Genomic DNA, 22123 nt, shown 5'->3' with positions numbered 1-22123 from the left:
GCCCGCCGTCCTCGCGGCCAACGCCGAGGACGTCGCCCGCGCCGAGGAGCGCGGACTGCCCCCCCGTACTGCTGGACCGGCTGCGGCTGACCGACGACCACCTCGACGGGTTGCGGCGGCTCACCGAGGCGGTCCGCGCCGAACTCCCCGAGGTCACCGCGCCCGGGGCCGAGGTCCCGGTCGGCGACTGGGGGGTGCGACTGCGGGTGCCCAAGCCGCTCGGCGTGGTGTTCATGGTGTACGAGGCCCGCCCCACGGTCACCGTGGAGGGCGCCCTGCTGCCCGTCGCGGTCGGCAACGCCGTCCTGCTGCGCGGCGGCAAGGAGATAGCCCGTACCAACGAGGTGCTGGCCGCCGTCGCCCACAAGGCGCTACAGGCCGCCCGGTTGCCCACCGGCCTGGTCACCGTCCTAGACGACCCCGACCGGGCGCGGCTGCGGGCGCTGCTCAAGCGGCCCGACGCGATCGACGTGCTGATCCCGCGCGGCAGCCCCTCGCTCATCGACTACTGCCGGTCCGCGTCCTCGATCCCGGTGATCGCCAGCGGCGGCGGCGTGAACCACCTGTACGTGCACCGCAGCGCCGACCTGGAGCTGGCCGCCGAGGCCGCCCTGGACAGCAAGCTGCCGGAGCCGACCGCCTGCAACACGGCCGAGATGGCGCTGGTGGACCGCGAGGTCGCCGCGGACTTCGTGGCGGCGCTGCTGCGGGCCGCGGAGCGCGGCGGCCGTCGGGTGGCCCTGCGCCTCGACCCGCGGATCCCCGCGCCGCACACCGACGCCGCCGCTCCGCAGCAGCCCTGGCGGGTCTCCGGCCTCCAGGAGCACGACCTGGGGCGGGAGTTCCTGGACGCCACGATCGGCGTGTACCCGGTGGCGGGGCCCGACGAGGCCCTGGCGCACATCCGGCGGTACGGCTCCGGCCACACCGAGGGCGTCATCGCCACCGACGCCGCCCTCGCCGAGGAGTTCACCCGCCGCGCCGACGCCGCCGCGATCGTCGTCAACGGCTCCCTGCGGCTGCACGACGGCCCCACCCTCCAGCTTGGTTCCGAACTGTCCATCAGCACCGGCCGGATGCACGTGCGCGGCCCGGTCACGCTCGGCTCGCTGCTGACCCACAGCTGGGTCGTCCGGGCCGACGGCACCCTGCGCGGCGGCGCGGACGCGACCTCCCGCTCCTGACCCCCTGCCACCACACCCCCCTTGGAGAAACCCATGATCACCGGACTGGACCGCGCCGCGGTCGCCGAGTCCGTCAAGCGCGTGGTCATCGCCGAGTCCCGGCTGCCCCTGCGCCCCGCCGACATCCCCGACGACGAACCGCTCAACGGAGACGTCCTGCACGTCAACTCCCTCGGTTTCGTGGGCATGTTGGTGCGTCTGGAGGACGAACTCGACGTGGTCCTCCCCGACGACCTGTTCGTCGGCCGCGGCTTCACCACCGTGCGCGACCTGATCGAGGTCGTCCTGCTCGGGGCGGAGCCGGTCCGATGAGCGGCGTCGCCCTGCCCACCCGGTGGCGCGGCGTCCTGCCGCACCTGGACGGACACCTGCCCCCGGACCGCACCCCGCCCGTCGCCCCGGGCGGCGGTCACGACGTCCAGGTCAACCTGCCGATGGAACTGGTCCGGCAGAGCGTGCGCCGCCAGGAGTTCTGGGACATCCCCGCCGAGGTCGCCGACGCCTACCGGGCGTTCCGGCCCACGCCGCTGTGGCGGGCCACCGCCTTCGAGCGCGCGGTCGGCGCCCGGGTGCCGGTCTACGTGAAGTACGAGGGCGGCAACATCTCCGGCAGCCACAAGCTGAACACCGCCCTCGCCCAGGCGTACTACTACGCGCGGGCCGGGGTCCGCGAACTCGTCACCGGCACCGGCGCCGGGCAGTGGGGCACCGCCCTGGCCGCCGCGTGCGCCCTGTTCGGCATCAGGTGCACCGTCTTCATGGTCGGCACCAGTCTGCGCCGCAAGCCCTACCGGGGCACCCTGATGCGCACCCTCGGCGCCACCGTGCACGCCAGCCCCAGCGGTCTGACCGAGGTGGCCCGGCAGAGCGAGGCCGGGGTCAACAGCCTGTCGCTGGCGATCGGGGAGGCGGTGGAGTACGCCTCCCGGACCGAGGGCGCGGCGTTCTGCATCGGCAGCGGGGAGACGTACAGCATCCTGCACCAGTCCGTGATCGGCCTGGAGGCGGGCGACCAGCTCGCCGCCCTGGACGCCGGGGTGGACGCGGTCGTCGGCTGCGTCGGCGCGGGCTCCAACTTCGGCGGGATCGCGCTGCCGTTCTTCGCCGCCGCCTCCGCCGCGGGCACCCGGCCGCCGCTGCTGGTGGCCGCCGAGTCCAGCACCACGCCCAAGCTCACCCGGGGAACGTACGCCTACGACCGTACGGACGCCACCGGCACCGGGCCGCTGGAGGCGATGTACACCATCGGCAGTTCCTACCCGATCCCCGACTCGCACTCCGCCGGGCTGCGCTTCCACGGCGCCGCCAAGGTGCTCTCCGCGATGCGCCACGAGGACCAGATCGCGGCCACCGCGGTCGGCCAGGTGGAGGCGCTGGAGGCGGGCCGCCGGTTCACCCGCGCCGAGATGGTGCTGCCCGCCCCGGAGTCGGGGCACGCGCTGGCCGCCGCGGCACGGCTCGCCGGTGCGGGCACCGAGAGCAGCAGCGGCCGGGTGCGCGCCGAGCGCGGGGTGCTGGTGTGCGTCAGCGGCCACGGCTACCTCGACCTCGGCGCCTACCAGCAGCTGCTGGACGGTGAGCTGACCGAGGAGGGTCCGGACGAGGGCGCGCTGCGCCGCGCCGTCGCCGACCTGCCGCGCGTCGGGCAGCCCGTGGGAGCGGGGGGCCGGTCATGAGCGCGGACACCGCCCTCGACACCGTGGACGCCCGGCTGTTCGACTGCGTCCAGGTCAACCTGGCCGTCCTGGCCGACCGCTGGTACGGCGCGGGCACCCATCTGCGGCTGGGCGCCGAGCTGCGCTTCCGTCCCGGGGACGGCCCCGGTGGGCTGCCGACGGTGGAGCGGTCCGCGCGGGACGAACTCACCCACTCGGCGCGGGCGTTGGGGCTGACGGTCCTGGAATGCCGTACGACCCGGCCGGGCGAGTCCGTGGACCCGGGCCCGGGACGGTACGTCGTGGCCGACGCCTTCGACCTGCCGTGGGTGCCGTACCACGGGCGGCGGCACATGGAGCACGGCTTCCTCGCCGAGACAGCCGACGACGAAGGCGTTGTGGTGGTCGACGCCTACCACAACGAGACGCCCTGGGGCAGCGCCCGTCCCGTCCGCCGCCGGGTGAGCCGCGCCGAGCTGGCGGCGGCCGTGCCCGGTCCCGCGCTGGTCGCCACGCTCGCCCCGGCCGCGGAGCCGCCCCGGCCCGTCCCCGCCCGGCTCGACCTGGCCGACGGGGAGACGGCGCGGCGGTACGTGACCGCCTACGCCGACCACCCCGACCGGGTCGCCGCCCTCGACCGGCTCACCCTGGAGACCTGGCTGCTGGCCCGCTCCCGCGCGCTGCACCTGCGGTACCGGCAGGCCGCGGGGTCGCTCGTGGACGCACCGGGCGCCGACGCGCACGTCCAGGCCTGGAGGTCGCTGGCCGAGGCGGTCTACCTCGGGTCCCGCCGGGTGCGGCGCGGGCGGGCCGAGGCGGCGGAGCCGTACGCCCGGCTGGCGGAGCTGCTGCGCCGGGACCACGAGGTCTTCGGCACCAGCCCGGCACCGGCGGACACACCGTCGCCCGCGCCCCGGCCCGTCGCACCCTCGGCCGTACTGCGCGACCAGGTCGTGGCGACCGCCGCCGAGGTGCTCCAGTTCGAGCCCTCGGTACTGGCGGACGGGCGGCCCCTGGCCGACGTACCCGGGTTCTCGTCGTTCCGCGTGGTGGAGATCGTCGAGCGTCTCGAACGCGCGCTGGCGTTGGAGTTCGCGGCGGACGACCTGGTCCCGGAGAACCTGCACCACGTCGACGGCATCTGCCGCATCGCCCAGCGGGCCGCCCGGTCCGCCGCACCCGCCCTTCCCCTGCTGCCCCGCCCCCGTTCCGGAGAGAACTGATGTCCGCCCACACCGGTCTGTTGCACCACCTGCTCGACCGGGCCGCCGCCCACTGGCCCGACCGGCCCGCCGTGAGCAGCGCCGGTCACACGCTCGGCTACCGCGAACTCGACGCCGCGTCCCGGCGGCTGACCGCCTGGCTCGGGGGCCTGGGCCTGCGGCGCGGCGACCGGCTCGTGATCTGCGCGCCGGGCTCCACCGCCCAGCCCGCCCTGCTGTACGCCGCCTCCCGGGCCGGGGTCGCCTTCTCCCTGCTGCACGAGCAGGTCCACGGCATCCAGCTCGACCACGTGCTGGACGACTGCGAACCCGCGCTGCTGGTCAGCGACGAGCCCGCCGCGCGGGAGGCGGCGGACCGGCGCGGGATACGGACCGCCGCCAGCGCGGAGGTGGCCGCGGTGGCGTTCGCCGACACTCCCCCGCCCACCGCCGTGCCGTCCGGCCCGCTGCCGGTGGACCCGGTGTGCCTGATCTACACCTCCGGCACCACCGCCCTGCCGAAGGCCGTCGTCAGCACGCACCAGCAGCTCATGTTCGCCGCCGGGGCCATCCAGTCGATGCTCGGCTACCGCCCCGACGACGTCGTCTACAGCCCGCTGCCGCTCTCCTTCGACTACGGCCTCTACCAGTTGTTCCTCTCCGCGCTGGCCGGGGCCCACGCGGTGGTCGGCCGTCCCGCCGAGGTCGGCCCGGCACTGCTGGGCAACCTGGTGCGGGCCCGCGCCACCGTCCTGGCCGCCGTGCCCTCGGTCGCCGGTGCGCTGGCCCGGCTGCTGCGCCGGGCGGGCGGGGAGAGGCCGCCGCTGCGGCTGCTGACCAACACCGGCGCGGCGATGCCCGCGGAGACGCTGCGGGAGCTGCGCGCGGCGCTGCCCGGGCTGCGGGTGCAGCTGATGTTCGGGCTGACCGAGTGCAAGCGCGCCACGATCATGCCGCCGGACGGGGACCTGGAGCGGCCCGGTTCCAGCGGGCGGGCGCTGCCCGGCACCGAGGTGTTCGTGGTGGACGGCGACGGGCGCCGGCTGCCGCCGGGTGAGATCGGGGAGATCGTCGTCCGCGGTCCGAACGTGATGGCGGGCTACTGGCGGCGCCCCGAACTGACCGCCCAGCGCTTCCCTCGGGCGGAGGGCCTGCTGCCGCAGTTGCGCACCGGTGACTACGGCTGGGTCGACGAGGGGGGCTACCTCTACTTCGACGGCCGACGCGACGACATCTACAAGGAGAACGGCTTCCGGGTCAGCGCCACCGAGGTCGAGGCCGCCGCCCGGCGGGTGACCGGCGTCACCGCCGCCGCCGTCCTGCCGCCTCGGGACTCCGCGCCCGCCCGGCTGTTCGTCGTCGGTACGGCGTCCCCGGCCGACGTGCTGCGCGGGATGCGCGAGCAGATCGAGGAGTTCAAGATCCCCCGCCGCTGCCTGGCCGTCGACGCGCTGCCGCTGACCGGCAACGGCAAGGTCGACAGGGCCGCGCTGGCCGCCCTCGGTGAGCGGTCCGTCAGTGAGGGGGAGAGCCGTGTCCGTACCCGGTGACGTCCGCCCGGCCCCGCTGGTGCCGCCCGCCGTGCTCCCGCACCTGCCGACCCCGGCGTACGTGTACGACCTGGCCGAGGTCCGGCGCGGCTACGACGCGCTGCGCGGCGCCCTGCCCACGGGCGCGGGCCTGTACTACTCCCTCAAGGCCAACGCGCACCCGATGCTGCTGGCCGAACTGCGGCGGCGCGGCGCCCGTCCGGAGGTGTGCTCCACCGGTGAGCTGGACGCGGCGCTCGCCGCGGGCTGGCCCGCCGGGGACGTGCTCTACACGGGCCCCGGCAAGCGGGACGCGGAGGTGCGGTACGCGCTGCGGCTCGGGGTGCGGCTGTTCTCCGTGGACTCCCCGCACGCCATCGGCCAACTGGGCTCCCTCGCCGCCGGGTCGGGGGTCGTCGCGCGGTGCCTGCTGCGGATCAACGACGACCAGCCGGTGCCGGGCCAGGGGCTGGCGATGACCGGGGTGCCCTCGCAGTTCGGCGCCGACACCGGCTGGGTGCTGGGCGAGCCGGAGCGGTTCGCGGGCGGCCCGCACGCGGAGGTCGTCGGCCTGCACCTGTACATGGGCACCAACCTGACCGACGTCGAGGCGCTCACCGGGCAGTTCGCCCGCTCCCTTGAGACGGCCGGGAAGGTGGCCGCGGCCCTCGCCGAGCACGGTGTCCGGGTGCGGGTGCTGGACCTCGGCGGCGGCTTCGGCGCCCCCTTCGCCGCCGAGGGCGGGCGGGTCGACCTCGGCGGGCTGCGGCCCCGGCTCACCGCGCTGCTCGACCGGGCGCTGCCGCACCGCCACACCGACGGCACCGAGGTCGTCTTCGAGTCCGGGCGCTACCTGGTGGGCGCCGCGGGCGTGCTGCTGACCGCCGTGCTCGACGTGAAGCGGTCGCACGGCAGGGACGTCGTCGTGCTGGAGTCCGGGATCAACCACCTCGGCGGCATGTCCGGGCTGCGGCGGCTGCCGACCCTGACGCCCCGTCTCGTACCGACGCCTGACCGTCAGCGCGATAGGGAGCCGGAGTTGACCGCACTGGTCGCGGGCCCCCTGTGCACGCCGCTCGACACCTGGGCGCGGGCGGCCGAACTGCCCGCGCTGCGCCCCGGCGACCTGGTGGCCGTGCCCAACGTGGGCGCCTACGGGCTCACCGCCAGCCTCGTCGCCTTCCTCGGTCATCCGCTGCCCGCGGAGGCCGTCATCGACGGGGAGCGCCCCGGCGCGGTCCTCGACGTCACCCGGCTCGACCTGTCCCGCACCCCCGTCCCGGCCGCGACCCCGGCCGGCCCCCACCCTGGAGTGAAGTGATGGACCCCCGTTTCCTCGAACTGCTCGCCCCGTTCCTGAAGTTCCTCGGCGACCGAGAGATCACCCCCGAGGCGTCCCTGCGGGCGCTCGGCCTGGACTCCATGCAGGCCATCGAGCTGCTCTTCGAGATCGAGGACACCTACGGCGTGACCCTGCCCGACGACGACATGAACGACGCCACCTTCGCCACCGCCGCCAGCCTGTGGGCCGTGGTCGGCCGGGCGCTCGACGCGCAGGGGGTGACGGCGGCATGACCGCGCCCGTCCTCACCGCCGCACCGACGACCAGTGTGGAACTGGCCCGGCGCACCGAGCGGGTCGCCACCGTCGCCGCCGAGCACCTGGCCCGCACCGACCGTGACGCGGCGTTCCCGGAGGAGGCGCTGACGGAGCTGCGCCGCACCGGGCTGCTCGGCCTCCTGGTGCCCGTGGAGTACGGCGGCCTCGGCGGCACCACCGCGGCCATGGTGGAGGTGAGCACCGCCCTCGGCCGGGTCGACATGTCGGTGGCGATGATCTTCGCCATGCACTGCCAGCAGGTCGCGGCACTCGTACGGCACGCCGGTCCGCGCCTGCGGGACGAGGTGCTGCCCGAGATCGCCGCGGGCCGCCTGTACCTCGCCTCGGTCACCACCGAGGCGGGCAAGGGCGGCCACCTGCTGACCGCCGGGTCCGCGCTGGCCACCGCCGACGACGGGGAGTTGGTCATCGACCGGTTCGCGCCGATCGTCACGGGCGGCGCGTACGCGGACGGCTTCCTGGTCACCATGCGCAGCCCGGACGCCGAGTCCCCGCACGCGGTCTCCCTGGTCTACGCCCACCGCGACCAGCTCACCGTGGAGCGGTCGGGCGACTGGCAGCCGCTGGGGATGCGGGCCAGCCACAGCGTGGCGCTGCGGCTGACCGGGTCCGTCCCGGCCCACCAGGTGGTGGGCGCGCACGGCGACTTCCGGTCCCTCGTGACGTCGGTGTTCGCGCCGATGGCGCACCTGGGCTGGTCGGCGAGCTGGCTCGGCACCGCGGCGGGCGCGCTCTCCCGCGTCCTGCGGCTGCTGCGCGGTCCGGAGGGCCGGGGCCGGGCCGACCTCGGCTCGGAGCTGCTGCTCACCCGGCTGTCCCGGGCCCGGCAGCGGATCGACACGGTGCACGCGCTGCTGCGGCACACCCTGCGGGCCGTGGAGACCGCCCCGGACCTGAGCGTGCCCCGGGTGCAGCTCCTGCTCAACGCGCTGAAGATCACCGCGGCGGAGGAGTGCCTGCGGGCCGTCGAGGACCTGGTGGACGCCCTCGGGATGCGGCACGGCTACCTCAAGGACTCCCCCACCCGGCTCGAACACGCCCTGCGCGACCTGCGTTCGGCGGCCCTGAACTACAGCAACGACCGGCTCCACCTGGCCGACGGCAAGCTGGCCCTGCTCGATCCGGAGGTGCGCCTTGTCTGACCTCCGCCTGGCCCCCACCGCGGCCGACGTGCTGGCCGACGTGCCCGTGGCCGCCCCGGCGGCACGGGTGTGGGCGGCACTCGGCGCCTCCGGTGTGCTGGACCGCCTCTACGAGCGGCGTGCCGGCGGGCTCGTCCCGGTGCCGGACCGGCTCGGCGCGCTGCTCGGCGCCGTGGACGCCCGGGGCGACAACGGCGTCACGCTCAGCGTGCTGGTGCAGGCCGCCAGCGCCCTGCCGGTGCTGGCGGACGGGGCCGCGCCCTCCGGGGTCGTGCGCCGGGCCCTGGACCAGGTCCGCTCCGGCGCGGCCACCGTGGCGCTGGCCGCCACCGACGGCGCCACCGCGGGCTCCGACCTCGCCGGGCTCGGCACCGAGGTGACCCTCGGCCCGGACGAGGTGCGGGTCAGCGGCGGCAAGCGGTGGATCACCAGCGCGCTCACCGCCGACTGGCTGCTGGTCCTCGCCCGGCACCGGCCCGGCCGCCACTTCACCAGCTTCACCTGGGTGCTGGTGCCCGCCACGGCTCCCGGCGTACGGGTCCACCCGGCCGACACCGACCTGCTCACCGGCGCCGCCACCGGGCACGTCGAACTGACCGACGTACGGCTGACCCCCGAGCACGTCGTGGGGCGTCCAGGGCGCGGCATGGCGGCCTTCGCCCGGCACATGGGCACCGAGCGCCTCGCGGGCGCCCTGTGGGCGGTGGCGCTGACGACCAGGGTCCTCGCCGACACCAGGGAGCGGCTGGAGCAGCGGTCCGTCGACGGGCGCCCCCTGTGGCAGCACCCCGCCGTGCGCCAGCGGTACGCCACCAGCCTGGTGCGGGTGCGGGAACTGCGCGCCCTGTGCGACAGCCTCGGCGAACGGGTCACCGCCCGGCAGGACCTGGGCGCGGCGGCCCTGCTGAAGTCCGCCGCCGGGCTGGTCACCGACCCGGTGCTGGCGACCTGCGCCCAGTTGCAGGGCGCGGACGGGTTCGCCCGGGGTGGCGCGCAGCGCGCCCGCGCGGAGGCGGCGGTCTTCGGCATCGGCGGCGGCGTCACCGAGCTGGTGCTGGAGGCGGTCGCGGGCGACGCGGACGCCGTGCTGACGGAGCTGGGCTCGTGGACGCCGTGACCGCGGGGACGGCGGACGACGCCCTGATCCTTGAGGTGGCGCCAGGCGTCTGGGTGGCCCAGGGGTCACGCGACCACTGGCGGCACGCCGCCCCGCACCCGCGGGACCTCGCCCGCGCCGCCGCGCTGCCGGAGTGGCGGGCGGCGGAGTTCCTCGCCGGCCGCGCCCTGCTACGGCACCTGCTGCGGGCCACCGTGCCCGAGCTGGCCGGGGTGCCGGTGGTCGCCGGGGAGCGGGGCGGGCCCCTGCTCGCGGGCGCCCCGGACACCGGCGTCAGCGTCTCCCACGACGGGGACGCCGTGGCCGCCGCCGTGGCCCCGGGCCGCCGGGTCGGCGTCGACGTGCAACTGCCGCCCGACCGGCCCTCCGAGGCCCTGCTGCGCCGCTGCCTCGGTGCCCGCGCCGACGCCGTGCGGGAGCTGCCCGAGGCGCGGCGGGCGGTCGAACTCGCCTGGGTCTGGACGGTGCAGGAGTCCTGCGTCAAGGCCGCCGGGACCGGGCTGTCCGGCCGTCCGTGGACGATCGACGTCCGGCCCGGAGCCCTGCGCGGACGGTGGCGGGAGTACGAGTGGACCAGCCTGCGCCCCCTGTCGCGCACCCCCCTGAGCTGCGCTTTCTCCGCCCGTGAGGGCACTTCCGACGGCACCTGGGAGACACCGTGTCGCTGACCGGCGAACTGACCGCTATGCCAGAGCTGAGCTGCTACACCACCAACCTGCTGGCGTATCTGATGCCGGAGGTCCCCGACGTCCGGGGCCGCCTCGCCCGGGGCGTGCGGCTCGCCGTACGCCTTGACCTGCCCCCCGGCGAACTCGCCTTCTCGCACCACCCCCGGGTGGACACCACCGGCGACGGGCGGGAGCTGGCGTACCGTTCGGCGGCCGACTGGCCGACCGCCCGCGCGGCGCTCCTCGACCAACTGGGCCGCGACGGGCGGGTGCTGGTCGTCGGCAACACCCGGCACCTGCCGTGGACGCCGGGCCACGGGCGGTCCGACGCCCCGCACTGGCTGCTGGTCGGCGACCACCGCGACGGCCGCTGGCTGCTCGCCGACCACTTCACGGCGCTCACTCCGCTGGGCGACCAGGAGCCGTGGACCGGCTGGGTCGACGACGACCGGCTGAGGACCGCGCTGACGCCGCCGCCCCGTCCGCCGCGCGAGGTGGCCCGCCGCGACGAACTGGCGCTCGGCCGGTCGGTCGCGGTGCCGCCCGCGGACCACCACAGGTGGCTGGCCTGGCAGACGGAGGCCACTACCGATACCTCCGCGCCGGGCCCCGGGGTCTGGAGCCTGGACCTGGAACCCTCCCTGGCCCGCGTCTCCGCGACCTTCCGCGCCGAGCCCGCCGCGCTCGCCCGGCACGCCGACGACCTGTGGGCCGCGGCCCGCCACCACACCTACCGGCTGGCCTACGCGGTCACGGAGGGCGCGCTCAGCCCGGAGCGGGCCGCGGCGGCGTCCGTGGCCTGGGGCGAGCTGCCCAAGACGCTGCGGTTCGCGGAGCGGTCCGCGGCGCGGGGCCGTCCGCGCCCCGGCGTGGTGGACCGCTCCATCGACCAGCTCCTGACGGCGCAGGCAGCCCTGGCCGCGGACCTGTCGCCGAAGGACTGGACGGCACAACCGGGAGAGATCCGATGACGACCGAAAGCCTCCTGCCCGCCCCGACCGCGGTCCCGGGCGACGTGTTCCGCCACACGATGGCCCGGCTGCCCACGGGCGTCGCCGTCGTCACCACCGAGGGCCCGGACGGACCCGTCGGCTGCACCGTCAACGCCGTCATGTCGCTGTCCCTAGACCCCCCGTCCCTGCTGGTCTCCCTCGCCGGGCGCAGCCGCACCCTGGACCAGGTCCTGGAGCGCGGCGCCTTCGCGGTCAACGTCCTGCCGTGGTCCGCCCGGCACCTGGTCAGGCAGTTCGCCACCGGCACGGCGGCGCAGCGGTTCGCCGGGGTGCCCTGGCGGTCGGAGCACGGGGTGCCGGTGCTGACGGCGGCGTCGGTCAGCGCGGTGTGCGAGGTCAGCGACCGCGTCCCGATGTACGACCACGTCCTGGTCGCGGGCACGGTCACCTGGACCCGCTCCGACGACCAGCCTCCCACCGTCCTGTACGCGGGCGCCCAGCACCCGGTCGGCGACTGACCTCCACAGAACAGGAGCGAACCCCTCATGACCACCGAACCGTTGGTCCTCATCACCGAAGAACTCTCCCCCGCCACCGTGGAGGTGCTCGGCCCGGCCTTCCGCGTCCGGCACTGCGACGGCACGGACCGGGCCGAGCTGCTGTCCGCCGTCGCCGAGGCGGACGCGCTGCTGATCCGTTCCGCGACCCGGGTGGACGCGGAGGTCCTGGCTGCCGCCCGGAAGCTGCGGGTCGTCGCCCGCGCCGGGGTGGGCCTCGACAACGTCGACGTGCCCGCCGCCACCGAGGCGGGCGTCCTGGTCGTCAACGCCCCCACCGCCAACATCGTGAGCGCCGCCGAACTGACCTGCGGCCTGATCCTCGCCACCGCCCGCACCATCCCGCAGGCCAACGCCGCGCTGCGGGGCGGCGCGTGGCAGCGGAGCAGGTACACGGGCGTCGAACTGGCCGGGAAGACCCTCGGCGTCGTCGGTCTCGGCCGCATCGGCGCACTGGTCGCCCAGCGGATGTCCGCCTTCGGCATGGAGATCGTCGCCTACGACCCTTACGTCCACGCGCGCGCGGGAGTGCAACCCGTCTCCCTGGACAAACTCCTGGAGGTCTCCGACTTCATCACGGTCCACCTGCCCAGGACCACCGAGACAGTCGACCTGATCGACGACGCGGCCCTGCGCAAGGTCAAGCCCGGCGTGCGCGTCGTCAACGCGGCGCGCGGCGGCATCGTGAACGAGCGCGCCCTGTACACGGCCCTGACGGAGGGCCGGGTCGCGGGGGCGGCCCTGGACGTCTTCACCACCGAGCCCTGCACCGACTCCCCCCTCTTCACCCTGGACCAGGTGGTAGCCACCCCCCACCTGGGCGCCGCCACCACCGAGGCCCAGGAGAAGGCAGGCATCACCGCCGCCGAGTCGGTCCGCCTCGCGCTGACGGGCCAGCCTGTACCGGACGCGGTGAACGACGTCGCACGGGACACGACGCGAGCCGCGTGACGCCTGCTGTGGGTCCGGCGTAGCGGACTGGAGCGGGACCCCGTGGCCAGTAGGCTGCCGTGGTGCGTACGGTTGAGGTTCTGTTGGATGAGGCGGCGGAGCTGGTGGTTCGGGAGGCCTGGCGGCGGCTGGTGGAGGCGGGGCTGCCGAGTCAGGCGCGGCACCGTTCGCCGACCAACCGGCCGCATCTCACCCTGGCCGCCTGTCCGGAGCTGACCGGTCCGATCCGGTGGGAGCTCGCCGAGGTGGCCGCCGCCCTGCCGCTGCCGGTGCGCTGCACGGGCCTGATCCGCTTCGAGCGGCCCACTTCGGTGCTGGCCTGGGCGCTGGACCCCGACCCCGCGCTGACCGGCCTGCACCGCCGGGTGTGGGACGCGGTGGCCGGCGACAGCCCGCCCGGCACCCTCAACCCCCTGCACGAGCCCGGCCGCTGGAACCCGCACATCACCCTCGGCCGTACCCGGCGGACCGGCGCCTTCACCGACCGGCGGCTCCCCGGACTGCTGCCGACGCCGCCCCTGTCGCTCCGGCTCACCACCCTGCGCAGCTACGACACCGAGACCGGCGCCCTGGAGGTGCTGGAGCCCCGTCCGACGCACCCGTAGGTGTCCGGCGCCGTCACCTGCCGTCGGCGCGCTCCGCGTTGAGGGCGTGCACCGCGGCGCGGGCCTCGCCGACGGTCACGTAGTCCACGGCGATGAAGGTGACGGGTCTGCCGCGCTGGCGCTCGCATGCGTGGGCGCGGTCCAGGACGCGTTGGCGGGAGTTGACGACACCGGCGTCCAGGCGTCGGCCGCCGCCGGACGTGACGAAGTGGTTGAGCAGGAACAGGCGCTTGTCCGTACCGCCCCGGTTCGGCTCGCAGGTCATGGCGTCGGGGCTGCGGACGGCGAACGGTGTCTCCATGCCGTAGCGGTAGAAGTTGCGGTACCAGGGCGCTGGGCCGTCCGCCTTCTCGGCGAAGACGACCAGCCGGTGACCGCCGCTGATCATCTCCCCCAGCTCGGGCCAGGGCTGGTCGGGGTCCTCGTCCGGCTCGTACAGGAGGTCCGTCAGGCCCGCCTCGGTGAAGGCGCGGGCGGTCTCCCCGGCGCCGATGCCGTCCTGCACGATCAGGGTGACGACTTCCGTGGGGTGGTCGCGCAGCCAGTCCCCGATCCGGCGCAGCGTGGGCACCAGTTCGACGGCGCCCGCGCCGCAGGCCGAGTGGCACAGCCACAGTCCCGGCCGGGGCGGGTTGGCGCGGGCCAGCGCCTGGGCGAGCTGTTCGCGCAGCGCCGGGGAGAACTCGGAGTCGCTGAGCCGGTCGGCCAGTTCCCCGGGGCGCTCCCAGTGGTGGGTGTCGAGGAGCAGGGCGCGGACTCCGGCGTTGAGCTGGCCGACGACGTCCGGGTCCTGGAGCGGCCCGATGAACCGGTCCGCCGTGCTGGCCATCGCGTTGTGCGAGGCGAGGTGGGCGATCTCGTCGTAGCGCAGGTCGCACAGCCGGGAGCTTCCCTGGCAGACGTCGGGGGCCGACCCGGCGAACGTCACCGGGGCCAGGTTCATGCCGGCCAGGGCCAGCGTCGAGGCGACGACCGTGAGCGTGAGGCCGCGGCGGTGCTCCATGCGGGGGGACAAGGCGGAGAGGGCGGACAGGGTGGGTCGGGTCTGCCAGGCCCAGGCCACGGCGACGAGCAGGGCGCCCGCGCCCAGCAGGCTCACCGCGACCACGGTGGCGGTGGTGAGCAGCCGGTCGACGGCCGTGACCTCGATGTCCTCGACGAGGCGGGCCACCGACGGGGCCCACGACGACGGCGCGGCGACGAGCGGCCCGCCCCCGGTGACCAGCCGGAGGAGCAGCGCGCCCAGCGCCAGCAGGGAGCCCGCCGCCGCCAGCGCCCAGCCCAGCGGGGTCAGCCGCCGCGCGAAGGGCCGGGGCGGGGTGAGCCGGGTGGGACGTGGGGCGGAGGGCGGCGCGACCCAGAGGGCGGCGAACGCGGCGGCGGCCAGCACGGCGGCCGCCGGTTCCACCACGTTCTGGACCAGCCGGGTCACGGAGCGTGCCCGCCGCACGGGGGCGCGGACCTCGCTGGGCGGGGCGAGCGTGGTGGTGATGACCCACGTCCGCCCGCCCGCCTCCCGGAACAGGTCCGCCGCCGCGGCGCGGTTGCGGTCGGAGAGGGCGACGGGGGCGATCGCCGCCAGGGCGGAGTCCACGTCCCCGCCGCGCAGGGCGGTCGCCACCTCGGGCCGCAGCCGGGCGCGTTCGTCCCGCGGTACGAGTCTCAGCAGGAGCGTGGTGGCCGACTCCGCCTGCGCGTCGGACAGCGCGAGCGACGGCAGCCCGGTGGCCGGGGCCCGGCCCGCGAGCAGTTCGGTCGCGGTCCGCGACAGGCGGTCGACGAACGCCGCGAAGTCGGGTTCGGGCCGCTGCTGCGCCGCGGCGACGGCGTCGGCGAAGTAGATCCGGCTGAGCGTCTCGACGTTCTCGACGAGCGGCGCCAGGTCGACCGTGAGGCGCAGCCGGTCCCGGTCGCCCTCCAGATAGCGGACCACCTCGGTGATCTGCCGCTCGGTCATCGCCCGCAGGGTCTCGGGCGGGATGACGACCTTGACGTTCGCGGTCAGCGGGGACCGCGCCACGGGCAGTCGGCCCAGCAGGTCGTTGGTGAGGCGGGCGTGGCGCGGGTCGACCAGTACCTCGTCGTAGAACCGCTGGTAGGCGTGCTCGTCGGCGAGGACGCCACCGTAGAAGCCGGGGCTGAGCACGGTGCCGCGGGCGACGCCCGACGCGGCGAGGGTGGTCAGGCTCAGCACCGCCACGATCCACGCCAGCGGCCGCAGCCACCGCGCGCTGAGGAGGGGTGCGGCCATGCGGCCGTCCGCGGTCACGGCGCGGGCTCCCCGGCGCACGAAACCCGCCTGACCTGCTTGGGCGCGCCCGGGGCGGGCACCCGGGGCGGTACCGACCGTCCCACTCGCATGCAAGGGATGAGCGCCATGCTGATCCTCGGAGTACTTCTTCTCGCAGCCGTGGGGGCCTTCACGGGTCTGCTGATCGCGGACAACCTGTCTGGAGGGCCCGAGTACACGGTCTCGGTCCTCGGCCAGGACATCGCCACCCTGAACACGCTCGCCGTCTTCTGCTCCGGCCTCGCGCTGGCCCTGCTGTTCTGCCTCGGGCTCGCGGCGGTGTCCTCGGCACGGCACCACCGCGGGCGTCCGCGCCACCGGCGGGTGGACGCGGCGCACGCCGAGGGGCCGGCGGGGCCCGTCAGGCGTCCTTGACGGTCGCGGTGACGGGTGTACCGGTCTCCACGGTGCGGCTGACCGTGCACAGCCGCTCGTGGGAGGTCCTCACCGCGCGCGGCAGGATGGCACGGGCCCGGTCGGCGCCCTCGTCGTCGTCCGGGAAGCCGACGGTGAAGGTCACCTGGAGGTTGGTCATGCGGTTGCCGAGGTCGTCGCTGATCTTGTTCCCGGTCACCGCCACGGAGAACTCCGTGGGCTCCGCGTGCCGGGTGGTGGCGACGTCCACGTCCGCGGCGGTGCAGCCGCCGATCGCGGCGAGCAGCAGTTCGACGGGGGTGAACTCGGCCTCCGGCCCGGCGCCGGAGGCCGTGCCGAAGCGGAGGGTGCCGCCGCGGACGTTGGTCGCCACGTAGTGGCCGGTGCTGGTGCGCTCGATGACGACGGAACGCTCGGAGTTCTCGCTCATGGGGTCGACAGTAACGCGGTCGGCAAGGCCGCCACGGTGTCAGGTCGCGGGGTCCTGGTGGGGTGCTCCGTCGGCGGGGGGTGTCCCGATGGTCACCGAGCCCAGGTTGCCGGTCTGGATCACCGGCCCGTGCTGCACGCCGCCGGTGATGGAGTTGCGGACGTTCACGGGTGGCTGAACGCCGTCCGGGAGCGCCAGTTCGTCCAGCAGCGCGCGCAGTTCGGCGGCGGCCCGCGGATCCGCCAGCAGCGCGCGCCGCAGCCGGGTGCGCCACTCGGCCTCCACGTCGGTGAGGGTCTGCTCCTCGCCGGACGCCAGCGCCGCCGTCAGTTCACCGCGCGAGGTCTCCAGTTCCCCCGCGACCGCGTCCTCCGTGCCACCGCCACCCCGGCGGGAGAAGAACGCGGCGACGCGGTCCCGTGCCCGCGTCCAGGAGTCCGTCGCCATCTGCTGGACCACCGCGGTGGCGCCCGCGGCGGCCAGTGCCATCAGTTCCGCTTCCACCATCCCGGCCCCCTTCGTCCCGCTTTCGGACAGCCACCGTACCGCCTGCCGGCGGGTGCGGTCCCGGCGGAGTCCCGAACGCAGACCGACCGGATGGTATGCAAACGGGGCGGCTTCCCTCTAGCCTGCTGCCGCACCCCGCCCACGCCACGACGACGAGGAGACCACCATGGCCGTCGACCCCACCGGAGCCGCGCTCGCGCAACTCGCCGCGGCGGACCCGGGAGAGCCCGTCGTCATGCTCAACCTGCTGCGGTTCGCCCCCGGGGGCCGCGCCCTGTACGCGGAGTACTCACGCCAGGCCGCCGAGTTCCTGAAGCGGTACGGCGGTGAGCTGCTCTACGCCGGAGACGGCCACCCGCCCCTGGTCGCCGAGGCGGGGCAGGACTGGGACGCGGTCCTGCTCGTCCGCTATCCGAGCCGGGAGGCGTTCAGCCGCATGGTGGCCGACCCCGGGTACCGGGAGATCACCGAGCTGCGCACACGCGCCCTCACCGAGGCCGTGCTCCAGCCGACCGCACCCTGGACCGGCCGCGGCACCGCCTGACGGTCGGCCTGAGCCCGACCCGGCAGACGCGTCCTTTATGGTGACTCGATGCCGTTCGTCCCCAGATGGACTCTGCTCAGCTCAGGTTGCGCGCCGCTCCTGCTGACCGCGGGCTGGGCGGTCGCGGGGCGGCTGGAGGGGCCCGGCTACGATCCCGTCTCCCAGACCATCAGCGTCCTGGCCGCCTACGGGTCCGCCGGGTTCTGGGTGATGACCGGGGCGCTGCTCGCGCTGGGCGTCTGCCACCTGCTCACCGCGTGGGGACTGCGCGCCGCCGCGCCCGCGGGGCGGGTGGCACTGGGTGGCGGCGGGGTGACGGCGCTGCTGGTGGCCCTGGTGCCGACGCCGAGCAGCGGGGGCTCCCTGCGGCACGGCACGGTCGCCGCGGCCGGCTTCCTGCTGCTCGCCGTCTGGCCGGTGCTGGCGGCCCACCGCCACCCGACCGCCCCCTGGGCCCTGCGCCCGGCCCCCGCCCTCGCGGCGACGGCGCTGATGTGCGCCGGTGCGCTCTGGTACGTGGTCGAGGCGAACCACCAGGGCGCGGCGGGCGTGGCCGAACGGTTCGTCACCTCCGCCCAGGCCCTGTGGCCCTTCGTGGTCGTGACTTCCTGCCTACGCCACCGCCCCCGCTCGATACGATCATGACCATGACGGCATCAGAACCCACCATCGTCGCCACCTCCGGCGGACACCGCGTCGGAACGCGTGCCAGGGTGATGTTCGACGCGCTGGTGTACCACGCGGTCGACCTGTCCGGCGTCCACGGCCGCCGCCCCCGCGTCATGTACGTCGGCACGGCGATCGGGGACGCCGAGCACTTCACGACCCGGATGACCGAGGCCGCGCGGACCGCGGGGTTCGACCTCACCCCGCTGCACCTGTTCCCCATGCCCAACCTGGAGGACGTCGAGGGCGCGGTCCTCGACCACGACGTCGTCTGGGTCATGGGCGGGTCGGTCGCCAACCTGCTGGCGGTGTGGCGGGTGCACGGCCTGGACGCGATCATGCGCCGCGCCTGGCAGGCCGGGGTGGTGCTGAGCGGCGTCAGCGCGGGCTCCATCTGCTGGTTCCAGGGCGGCACCACGGACTCCTTCGGCCCCGAGCTGCGGCCGGTCACCAACGCCCTGGGCTTCCTGCCCTACGGCAACGGCGTCCACTACGACGTCGACGCGGGCCGCCGCCCCCTGATCCACCGGCTCGTCGCGGACGGCACGCTGCCCACGGCCCACTGCACGGACGACGGCGTCGGCCTGGTGTACCGGGGCACGGAACTGGTGGAGGCGGTGACGGAGGTGCCGGGCAAGGGCGCCTACGTCGTCCGGCGCGAGGGCGACCGGGCGGTGGAGGAACGCGTCGAGCCGCGCAGGCTGCCCGCGCCTCCCGGGTAGCGCCCGGCCCCGTCCCGGCCCCGGCGCGCGGCGAACGGCCCACGCCGAATCGCGCTCCGCCCGCGCCGCGCCGACGATGAACGGGATCGATCCGGCCAGGCGCAAAGGACGAACAGGATGGTGCGACACCACCCCGACCACAGGAGCGGGACCGGCCGCCGAGCGGTGATGGCGTTGCTCGGCTGCGCCCTGTCCGCCGCCGCCCTCACCGGGTGCGGCGACGACGACCAGGACACCGGCTCCTCTCCCCCGACGACGACCAGCGGCCCGGACACGGCCTCGTTCTCCGGGACACCGCCGTCGGCGCTGGCCTCGAAGGCGGCGTCCGCGATCGCCTCCGCGCGGGCCTCGGCCTCGGCGGCGGCCTCCTCGGCGTCCGCGCGGGCCTCCGAGTTCGAGGCGTCCGTCGAGGCGGAGGCCGCCCGTTCCAGTGCCGCCGCCGAGGACGCGCTCAAGGACGTCGAGGGGCGCGGCAACGCGCTGTCCGAGGTCGGTATGAAGGGCCTACCCAGGGAGGAGACGAGCGGGCTGCTGGCCGCGCTGGTCACCATCACCAACAAGACCGACGCCACCGCCTCGTACGCCGTGCGGATCGACTTCGAGGACGCGTCCGGTGACGTCGTCGAGACGAGGTTCGTCGGCGCGGAGGACCTTGAGCCGGGCGAGAAGGAGCAGCCCATCGCCTTCAGCCGGCAGCCCGCGGACGCGCGGCTGACGCCCGTTCTCGCCCAGGCGCAGCGGTACTGACGTCGCGGGCGGGCCGAACCGAGCCCTGGAGGAGTCATGGGCAACCTGGTCGTGGTGGGAACGGACGGCTCGTCGTCGAGCCTCGCCGCGGTGGAGACGGCCGCCGGGGAGGCCCGGCGGCGGCGCGCGGAGCTGCGGGTGGTGTACGCCCTCAACTGGCCGGTCCGGCCCCGGTACGCGCCGCTGGACACCACACCGCTCCAGCGCCTGGTCAGCGAGGCCGCGGACCGGGCGCGGGGCGTGGCCCCGGAGGTGACGGTCACCGAGGCCATGGTGCCCGGCGACACGGTGTCGGTGCTGGAGGCCGAGTCCCGGTCGGCGGAGCTGCTGGTCGTGGGGGCGCGTGGGATGGGCGGCGTCATGGGCGTGCTGCTGGGCTCCACGGCGGCGGCGCTGGCCGCCCACTGCCGGTGTCCGCTGATGGTGGCCCGCGAGGACTCCGCCGACGCCGGTCCCGTCGTGCTGTGCGTCGACGGCTCCCCCGCCGGTGCGAAGGCGGTCGGGTTCGCGTTCGCGGAGGCCGCCCTGCGCGGCGCGGAGATCGTCGCCGTCCACGCGTGGCTGCCGGACTACGCGCCGGCCGGTGTCGGGGTCGAGGGACCGGAGCGGCTGCTGGCGCAGGCGCTCGCCGGGCACGCGGAGCGGTATCCGGACATCCCGGTCCGGCGGGAGGTGGCGAGCGGGGAGACCCGTGAGGTGCTCATCGAGGCGAGCCGGAACGCCCAGCTGGTGGTCGTCGGGGCCAGGGGGCGCGGCGGGTTCACCGGTCTCCTCCTGGGGTCGGTGAGCCAGGCCCTGCTGCACCACGCGCACAGTTCCGTGGTCGTCGTACGCGGGGAGACCTGACCGGGCGCGGCGGGCGCGCCTTGCGTTCGCGCGTCCGTGCCGTCATCGCGAGCGTGGCCGAGGCGGTGGGCCGTACCCCGGCCGTGGCGCTCCAGGGAGAAGGGCGGGCGGCGTGGAGGCGTTCGTGAGGGAGGAGACCGGGCGGGTGGGCTTGGCGGAGAAGCCCGGCCGTCTCCCCGACGGGGACCCGCCGCTGTCCCTCCGCGGCGACGAGGCCGGGGAGCCCTGGCGGGTGGTGACGCCGGTGCTGGGCGCGTGGGAGCGGGACCCCGTGCCGCTGGAGGAGTACCCGGCCGGTTCCGACGGCCCTCCTGCCCGGCCGGGCGGCGAGCGGCGGTCGCACGACGCGACGGGCCCCGGCGGTCCGACGCCGGGCACCGGCGTCTGATGCCCCACGACGCCGGAACCCCGCCGCCCGGGCCGCCCTGTGTCGTGGTCGCGGGCGTGACCGGCAGCGGCAAGTCCACGGTGGCCCGCCTGCTCGCGGACCGGCTCGGGCTGCCCTTCGCGGAGGGCGACGACTTCCACTCCCCCGCAAGCATCGCCAAGATGGCCACCGCCACGCCGCTGACCGACGCGGACCGCCAGCCCTGGCTGGAGTCCATCGGACGCTGGCTGCGGGAGCGCGCCGCGGCGGGCACCGGTGCCGTGGTCACCTGCTCCGCCCTGCGGCGGCGCTACCGGGACACGCTGCGGGCGGCCTGCCCGCCCGCCTTCTTCCTCCGTCTGACCGCCGACCGCGCCACCCTCGCCGACCGGCTCGGCGACCGCACCGGCCACTTCATGCCCGCCGCCCTCCTCGACTCCCAGCTCGCCACCCTCGACCCCCTCGAACCGGACGAGCGGGGAGCCGAGCTGGACGCCACACCGAGCCCGGACCGGATCGTGGAGACGGCGGCGGAGCTGCTGCCGCCGTGGACGGCCCTCGGAGACGGTCCTCAGGACGGCACGGCGAGGACGCAGAACTCGTGACCCTCCGGGTCGGCGAGGACCCTCCAGCTCACCTCGCCCTGGCCGAGGTCGACCTCGGTGGCGCCGAGGGCCAGCAGCCGGGCCACCTCGGCCGCCTGGTCGTCACCGGGGTACGGCAGCAGGTCGAGGTGGACGCGGTCCGGCACGGTCCTCACGTCGCCGGTGCGCAGGAACTCCAGGTAGGGGCCGCCGCCGTGCGGTGAGCGCAGCACCGCGTGGTCGTCGGTCACCTCGCTCAGGTCCCAGTCCGTCGCCTCGTCCCAGAACCGGGCCATGGCCCGCGGGTCCACGCAGTCGACGACCACGACGGCGATCGGCCCGGTGTCCCGGTGGACCTCGCGGGGCTCCAGCACACAGAACTCGTTGCCCTCCGGGTCGGCGAGGACCGTCCACGGCACCTCGCCCTGCCCCACGTCGACGCGCGTCGCGCCGAGCGCCTCCAACCGTGCGACCAGCTCAGCCTGGTGGGCGGCGGAGGTGGTGGCGAGGTCGAGGTGCGTACGGTTCTTCGTCGCCGTCCTGGGGTCCGGGACGGGGACGACGTCGATGCCGAGGGCGACCGGGTCCGGCCAGACGAGGCCGCCGACGGGTCCCACGTAGGTGGTCACGCCGGGGCTGTGGGCGTTCCAGCCGAGCGCCTCCGCCCAGAATTGGCCGACCGCGGCGGCGTCGAGGGCCTTGATGTTCACCTGAACGGGTCGCAGTGCCATGCGGAAGATCATAAGCAAGTCGGCGGGGCGGCTCACCGGTTGGACCGCCACCCGGCCGCGCGCCCGCCGGTGATCCTCTTGCCGGGGGCGCACCCGCCCGGCGTGAGGGCGAAGGCCGCCTCGGCGAGCGG

At 75.5% G+C, this 22123-nt stretch carries 25 protein-coding genes and 1 pseudogene; 22 read left to right on the top strand and 4 right to left on the bottom strand.

Annotation, left to right across the window (positions count from 1 at the left end):
- The first annotated feature begins 110 nt into the window (after positions 1-110).
- From ABZ659_RS30205 to ABZ659_RS30140, 14 genes and pseudogenes are all read left to right on the top strand, one after another.
- Complete coding sequence (locus ABZ659_RS30205; protein ID WP_360226089.1) at positions 111-1184, top strand: glutamate-5-semialdehyde dehydrogenase; 1074 nt, start codon at positions 111-113, stop codon at positions 1182-1184.
- 33 nt (positions 1185-1217) lie between these two features.
- Positions 1218-1496: an acyl carrier protein gene (locus tag ABZ659_RS30200; RefSeq protein WP_360226086.1), complete on the top strand. Its 279-nt coding sequence runs from the start codon at positions 1218-1220 to the stop codon at positions 1494-1496.
- Positions 1493-2860 (top strand): TrpB-like pyridoxal phosphate-dependent enzyme, encoded by a 1368-nt coding sequence (locus ABZ659_RS30195; protein WP_360226083.1) that lies wholly within the window; start codon positions 1493-1495, stop codon positions 2858-2860. The genes ABZ659_RS30200 and ABZ659_RS30195 overlap by 4 nt, the downstream gene beginning before the upstream one ends.
- A complete protein-coding gene (locus ABZ659_RS30190) occupies positions 2857-4062 on the top strand; it encodes an acyl carrier protein (RefSeq protein ID WP_360226080.1) in 1206 nt (401 codons plus the stop codon). The genes ABZ659_RS30195 and ABZ659_RS30190 overlap by 4 nt, the downstream gene beginning before the upstream one ends.
- Positions 4062-5591 carry a class I adenylate-forming enzyme family protein gene (locus ABZ659_RS30185; protein ID WP_360226077.1) on the top strand — a complete coding sequence of 510 codons (1530 nt, stop codon included), beginning with the start codon at positions 4062-4064 and terminating at the stop codon, positions 5589-5591. Before ABZ659_RS30190 ends, ABZ659_RS30185 begins: the two co-directional genes overlap by 1 nt.
- Positions 5575-6891, top strand: a complete 1317-nt coding sequence (locus ABZ659_RS30180) for a type III PLP-dependent enzyme (protein WP_360226074.1) — start codon at positions 5575-5577, stop codon at positions 6889-6891. The genes ABZ659_RS30185 and ABZ659_RS30180 overlap by 17 nt, the downstream gene beginning before the upstream one ends.
- Positions 6891-7145: an acyl carrier protein gene (locus ABZ659_RS30175; protein ID WP_360226071.1), complete on the top strand. Its 255-nt coding sequence runs from the start codon at positions 6891-6893 to the stop codon at positions 7143-7145. The genes ABZ659_RS30180 and ABZ659_RS30175 overlap by 1 nt, the downstream gene beginning before the upstream one ends.
- The gene (locus tag ABZ659_RS30170; protein ID WP_360226068.1) at positions 7142-8332 is read left to right on the top strand and encodes an acyl-CoA dehydrogenase family protein; all 1191 of its coding nucleotides are present in this window, start codon (positions 7142-7144) and stop codon (positions 8330-8332) included. The genes ABZ659_RS30175 and ABZ659_RS30170 overlap by 4 nt, the downstream gene beginning before the upstream one ends.
- Complete coding sequence (locus tag ABZ659_RS30165) at positions 8325-9449, top strand: acyl-CoA dehydrogenase (RefSeq protein ID WP_360226065.1); 1125 nt, start codon at positions 8325-8327, stop codon at positions 9447-9449. Before ABZ659_RS30170 ends, ABZ659_RS30165 begins: the two co-directional genes overlap by 8 nt.
- Entirely contained in the window at positions 9437-10117 is a 681-nt protein-coding gene (locus ABZ659_RS30160; RefSeq protein WP_360226062.1) for a 4'-phosphopantetheinyl transferase superfamily protein, read from the top strand. Before ABZ659_RS30165 ends, ABZ659_RS30160 begins: the two co-directional genes overlap by 13 nt.
- A 17-nt stretch (positions 10118-10134) precedes the next feature.
- Positions 10135-11088 (top strand): hypothetical protein, encoded by a 954-nt coding sequence (locus tag ABZ659_RS30155; protein ID WP_360226059.1) that lies wholly within the window; start codon positions 10135-10137, stop codon positions 11086-11088.
- Positions 11085-11588: a flavin reductase family protein gene (locus ABZ659_RS30150; RefSeq protein WP_360226056.1), complete on the top strand. Its 504-nt coding sequence runs from the start codon at positions 11085-11087 to the stop codon at positions 11586-11588. Before ABZ659_RS30155 ends, ABZ659_RS30150 begins: the two co-directional genes overlap by 4 nt.
- A gap of 27 nt (positions 11589-11615) precedes the next feature.
- A pseudogene (locus ABZ659_RS30145) lies at positions 11616-12545 on the top strand (hydroxyacid dehydrogenase); the annotation flags it as partial.
- Between the two features lie 95 nt (positions 12546-12640).
- On the top strand, positions 12641-13183 hold the full coding sequence (locus ABZ659_RS30140; RefSeq protein WP_360226053.1) for a 2'-5' RNA ligase family protein: 543 nt from the start codon (positions 12641-12643) through the stop codon (positions 13181-13183).
- A gap of 13 nt (positions 13184-13196) precedes the next feature.
- Here ABZ659_RS30140 and ABZ659_RS30135 read toward each other — a convergent pair whose 3' ends face one another.
- Complete coding sequence (locus ABZ659_RS30135; RefSeq protein ID WP_360226155.1) at positions 13197-15434, bottom strand: PI-PLC domain-containing protein; 2238 nt, start codon at positions 15432-15434, stop codon at positions 13197-13199.
- 117 nt (positions 15435-15551) lie between these two features.
- Between ABZ659_RS30135 and ABZ659_RS30130 the strand changes: the two genes are divergently transcribed.
- Positions 15552-15848: a hypothetical protein gene (locus tag ABZ659_RS30130; RefSeq protein ID WP_360226050.1), complete on the top strand. Its 297-nt coding sequence runs from the start codon at positions 15552-15554 to the stop codon at positions 15846-15848.
- On the opposite strand, the gene ABZ659_RS30125 is transcribed toward ABZ659_RS30130, so the two are convergent.
- Together ABZ659_RS30125 and ABZ659_RS30120 are read right to left on the bottom strand one after the other, a co-directional pair.
- The gene (locus ABZ659_RS30125; protein ID WP_360226047.1) at positions 15835-16278 is read right to left on the bottom strand and encodes an OsmC family protein; all 444 of its coding nucleotides are present in this window, start codon (positions 16276-16278) and stop codon (positions 15835-15837) included. The two genes, ABZ659_RS30130 and ABZ659_RS30125, sit on opposite strands and share 14 nt — an antisense overlap.
- Positions 16279-16317: 39 nt before the next feature.
- Positions 16318-16785, bottom strand: coding sequence for a hypothetical protein (locus ABZ659_RS30120; RefSeq protein WP_360226044.1), 468 nt, complete (start codon positions 16783-16785; stop codon positions 16318-16320).
- Between the two features lie 166 nt (positions 16786-16951).
- Here ABZ659_RS30120 and ABZ659_RS30115 point away from each other — a divergent pair, with 166 nt between their 5' ends.
- The 7 genes from ABZ659_RS30115 to ABZ659_RS30085 all read left to right on the top strand — a co-directional run bounded on the left by ABZ659_RS30115 (position 16952) and on the right by ABZ659_RS30085 (position 21282).
- The gene (locus ABZ659_RS30115; protein WP_360226041.1) at positions 16952-17329 is read left to right on the top strand and encodes a DUF1330 domain-containing protein; all 378 of its coding nucleotides are present in this window, start codon (positions 16952-16954) and stop codon (positions 17327-17329) included.
- A gap of 48 nt (positions 17330-17377) precedes the next feature.
- Entirely contained in the window at positions 17378-17974 is a 597-nt protein-coding gene (locus ABZ659_RS30110; RefSeq protein ID WP_360226038.1) for a DUF998 domain-containing protein, read from the top strand.
- A 2-nt stretch (positions 17975-17976) separates the two neighbouring features.
- The gene (locus ABZ659_RS30105; RefSeq protein WP_360226035.1) at positions 17977-18717 is read left to right on the top strand and encodes a peptidase E; all 741 of its coding nucleotides are present in this window, start codon (positions 17977-17979) and stop codon (positions 18715-18717) included.
- Between the two features lie 117 nt (positions 18718-18834).
- Positions 18835-19464: a hypothetical protein gene (locus ABZ659_RS30100; RefSeq protein ID WP_360226032.1), complete on the top strand. Its 630-nt coding sequence runs from the start codon at positions 18835-18837 to the stop codon at positions 19462-19464.
- Between the two features lie 36 nt (positions 19465-19500).
- Positions 19501-20310, top strand: a complete 810-nt coding sequence (locus ABZ659_RS30095; protein ID WP_360226029.1) for a universal stress protein — start codon at positions 19501-19503, stop codon at positions 20308-20310.
- Positions 20311-20434: 124 nt separating this feature from the next.
- The gene (locus tag ABZ659_RS30090) at positions 20435-20698 is read left to right on the top strand and encodes a hypothetical protein (RefSeq protein ID WP_360226026.1); all 264 of its coding nucleotides are present in this window, start codon (positions 20435-20437) and stop codon (positions 20696-20698) included.
- A complete protein-coding gene (locus ABZ659_RS30085; protein WP_360226023.1) occupies positions 20698-21282 on the top strand; it encodes a gluconokinase in 585 nt (194 codons plus the stop codon). The genes ABZ659_RS30090 and ABZ659_RS30085 overlap by 1 nt, the downstream gene beginning before the upstream one ends.
- On the opposite strand, the gene ABZ659_RS30080 is transcribed toward ABZ659_RS30085, so the two are convergent.
- Positions 21249-21992 carry a VOC family protein gene (locus ABZ659_RS30080; protein ID WP_360226020.1) on the bottom strand — a complete coding sequence of 248 codons (744 nt, stop codon included), beginning with the start codon at positions 21990-21992 and terminating at the stop codon, positions 21249-21251. The two genes, ABZ659_RS30085 and ABZ659_RS30080, sit on opposite strands and share 34 nt — an antisense overlap.
- Positions 21993-22123: the final 131 nt, after the last annotated feature.

Source organism: Streptomyces sp. NPDC006997, from assembly GCF_040635175.1.
Lineage (GTDB): Bacteria > Actinomycetota > Actinomycetes > Streptomycetales > Streptomycetaceae > Streptomyces.
The sequence above is the reverse complement of the archived record's forward strand: the minus strand, read 5'-3'. Positions and strand labels throughout refer to the sequence as shown.

Coding starts and splice junctions, on each gene's coding strand:
- ABZ659_RS30105 (WP_360226035.1), top strand. CDS start 17,977: ATGACGGCATCAGAACCCACCATCGTCGCCACCTCCGGCGGACACCGC.
- ABZ659_RS30150 (WP_360226056.1), top strand. CDS start 11,085: ATGACGACCGAAAGCCTCCTGCCCGCCCCGACCGCGGTCCCGGGCGAC.
- ABZ659_RS30170 (WP_360226068.1), top strand. CDS start 7,142: ATGACCGCGCCCGTCCTCACCGCCGCACCGACGACCAGTGTGGAACTG.
- ABZ659_RS30125 (WP_360226047.1), bottom strand. CDS start 16,278: ATGAGCGAGAACTCCGAGCGTTCCGTCGTCATCGAGCGCACCAGCACC.
- ABZ659_RS30095 (WP_360226029.1), top strand. CDS start 19,501: ATGGGCAACCTGGTCGTGGTGGGAACGGACGGCTCGTCGTCGAGCCTC.
- ABZ659_RS30130 (WP_360226050.1), top strand. CDS start 15,552: ATGAGCGCCATGCTGATCCTCGGAGTACTTCTTCTCGCAGCCGTGGGG.
- ABZ659_RS30200 (WP_360226086.1), top strand. CDS start 1,218: ATGATCACCGGACTGGACCGCGCCGCGGTCGCCGAGTCCGTCAAGCGC.
- ABZ659_RS30185 (WP_360226077.1), top strand. CDS start 4,062: ATGTCCGCCCACACCGGTCTGTTGCACCACCTGCTCGACCGGGCCGCC.
- ABZ659_RS30080 (WP_360226020.1), bottom strand. CDS start 21,992: ATGGCACTGCGACCCGTTCAGGTGAACATCAAGGCCCTCGACGCCGCC.
- ABZ659_RS30195 (WP_360226083.1), top strand. CDS start 1,493: ATGAGCGGCGTCGCCCTGCCCACCCGGTGGCGCGGCGTCCTGCCGCAC.
- ABZ659_RS30120 (WP_360226044.1), bottom strand. CDS start 16,785: ATGGTGGAAGCGGAACTGATGGCACTGGCCGCCGCGGGCGCCACCGCG.
- ABZ659_RS30115 (WP_360226041.1), top strand. CDS start 16,952: ATGGCCGTCGACCCCACCGGAGCCGCGCTCGCGCAACTCGCCGCGGCG.
- ABZ659_RS30155 (WP_360226059.1), top strand. CDS start 10,135: ATGCCAGAGCTGAGCTGCTACACCACCAACCTGCTGGCGTATCTGATG.
- ABZ659_RS30135 (WP_360226155.1), bottom strand. CDS start 15,434: ATGGCCGCACCCCTCCTCAGCGCGCGGTGGCTGCGGCCGCTGGCGTGG.
- ABZ659_RS30190 (WP_360226080.1), top strand. CDS start 2,857: ATGAGCGCGGACACCGCCCTCGACACCGTGGACGCCCGGCTGTTCGAC.
- ABZ659_RS30110 (WP_360226038.1), top strand. CDS start 17,378: ATGCCGTTCGTCCCCAGATGGACTCTGCTCAGCTCAGGTTGCGCGCCG.
- ABZ659_RS30175 (WP_360226071.1), top strand. CDS start 6,891: ATGGACCCCCGTTTCCTCGAACTGCTCGCCCCGTTCCTGAAGTTCCTC.
- ABZ659_RS30100 (WP_360226032.1), top strand. CDS start 18,835: ATGGTGCGACACCACCCCGACCACAGGAGCGGGACCGGCCGCCGAGCG.
- ABZ659_RS30085 (WP_360226023.1), top strand. CDS start 20,698: ATGCCCCACGACGCCGGAACCCCGCCGCCCGGGCCGCCCTGTGTCGTG.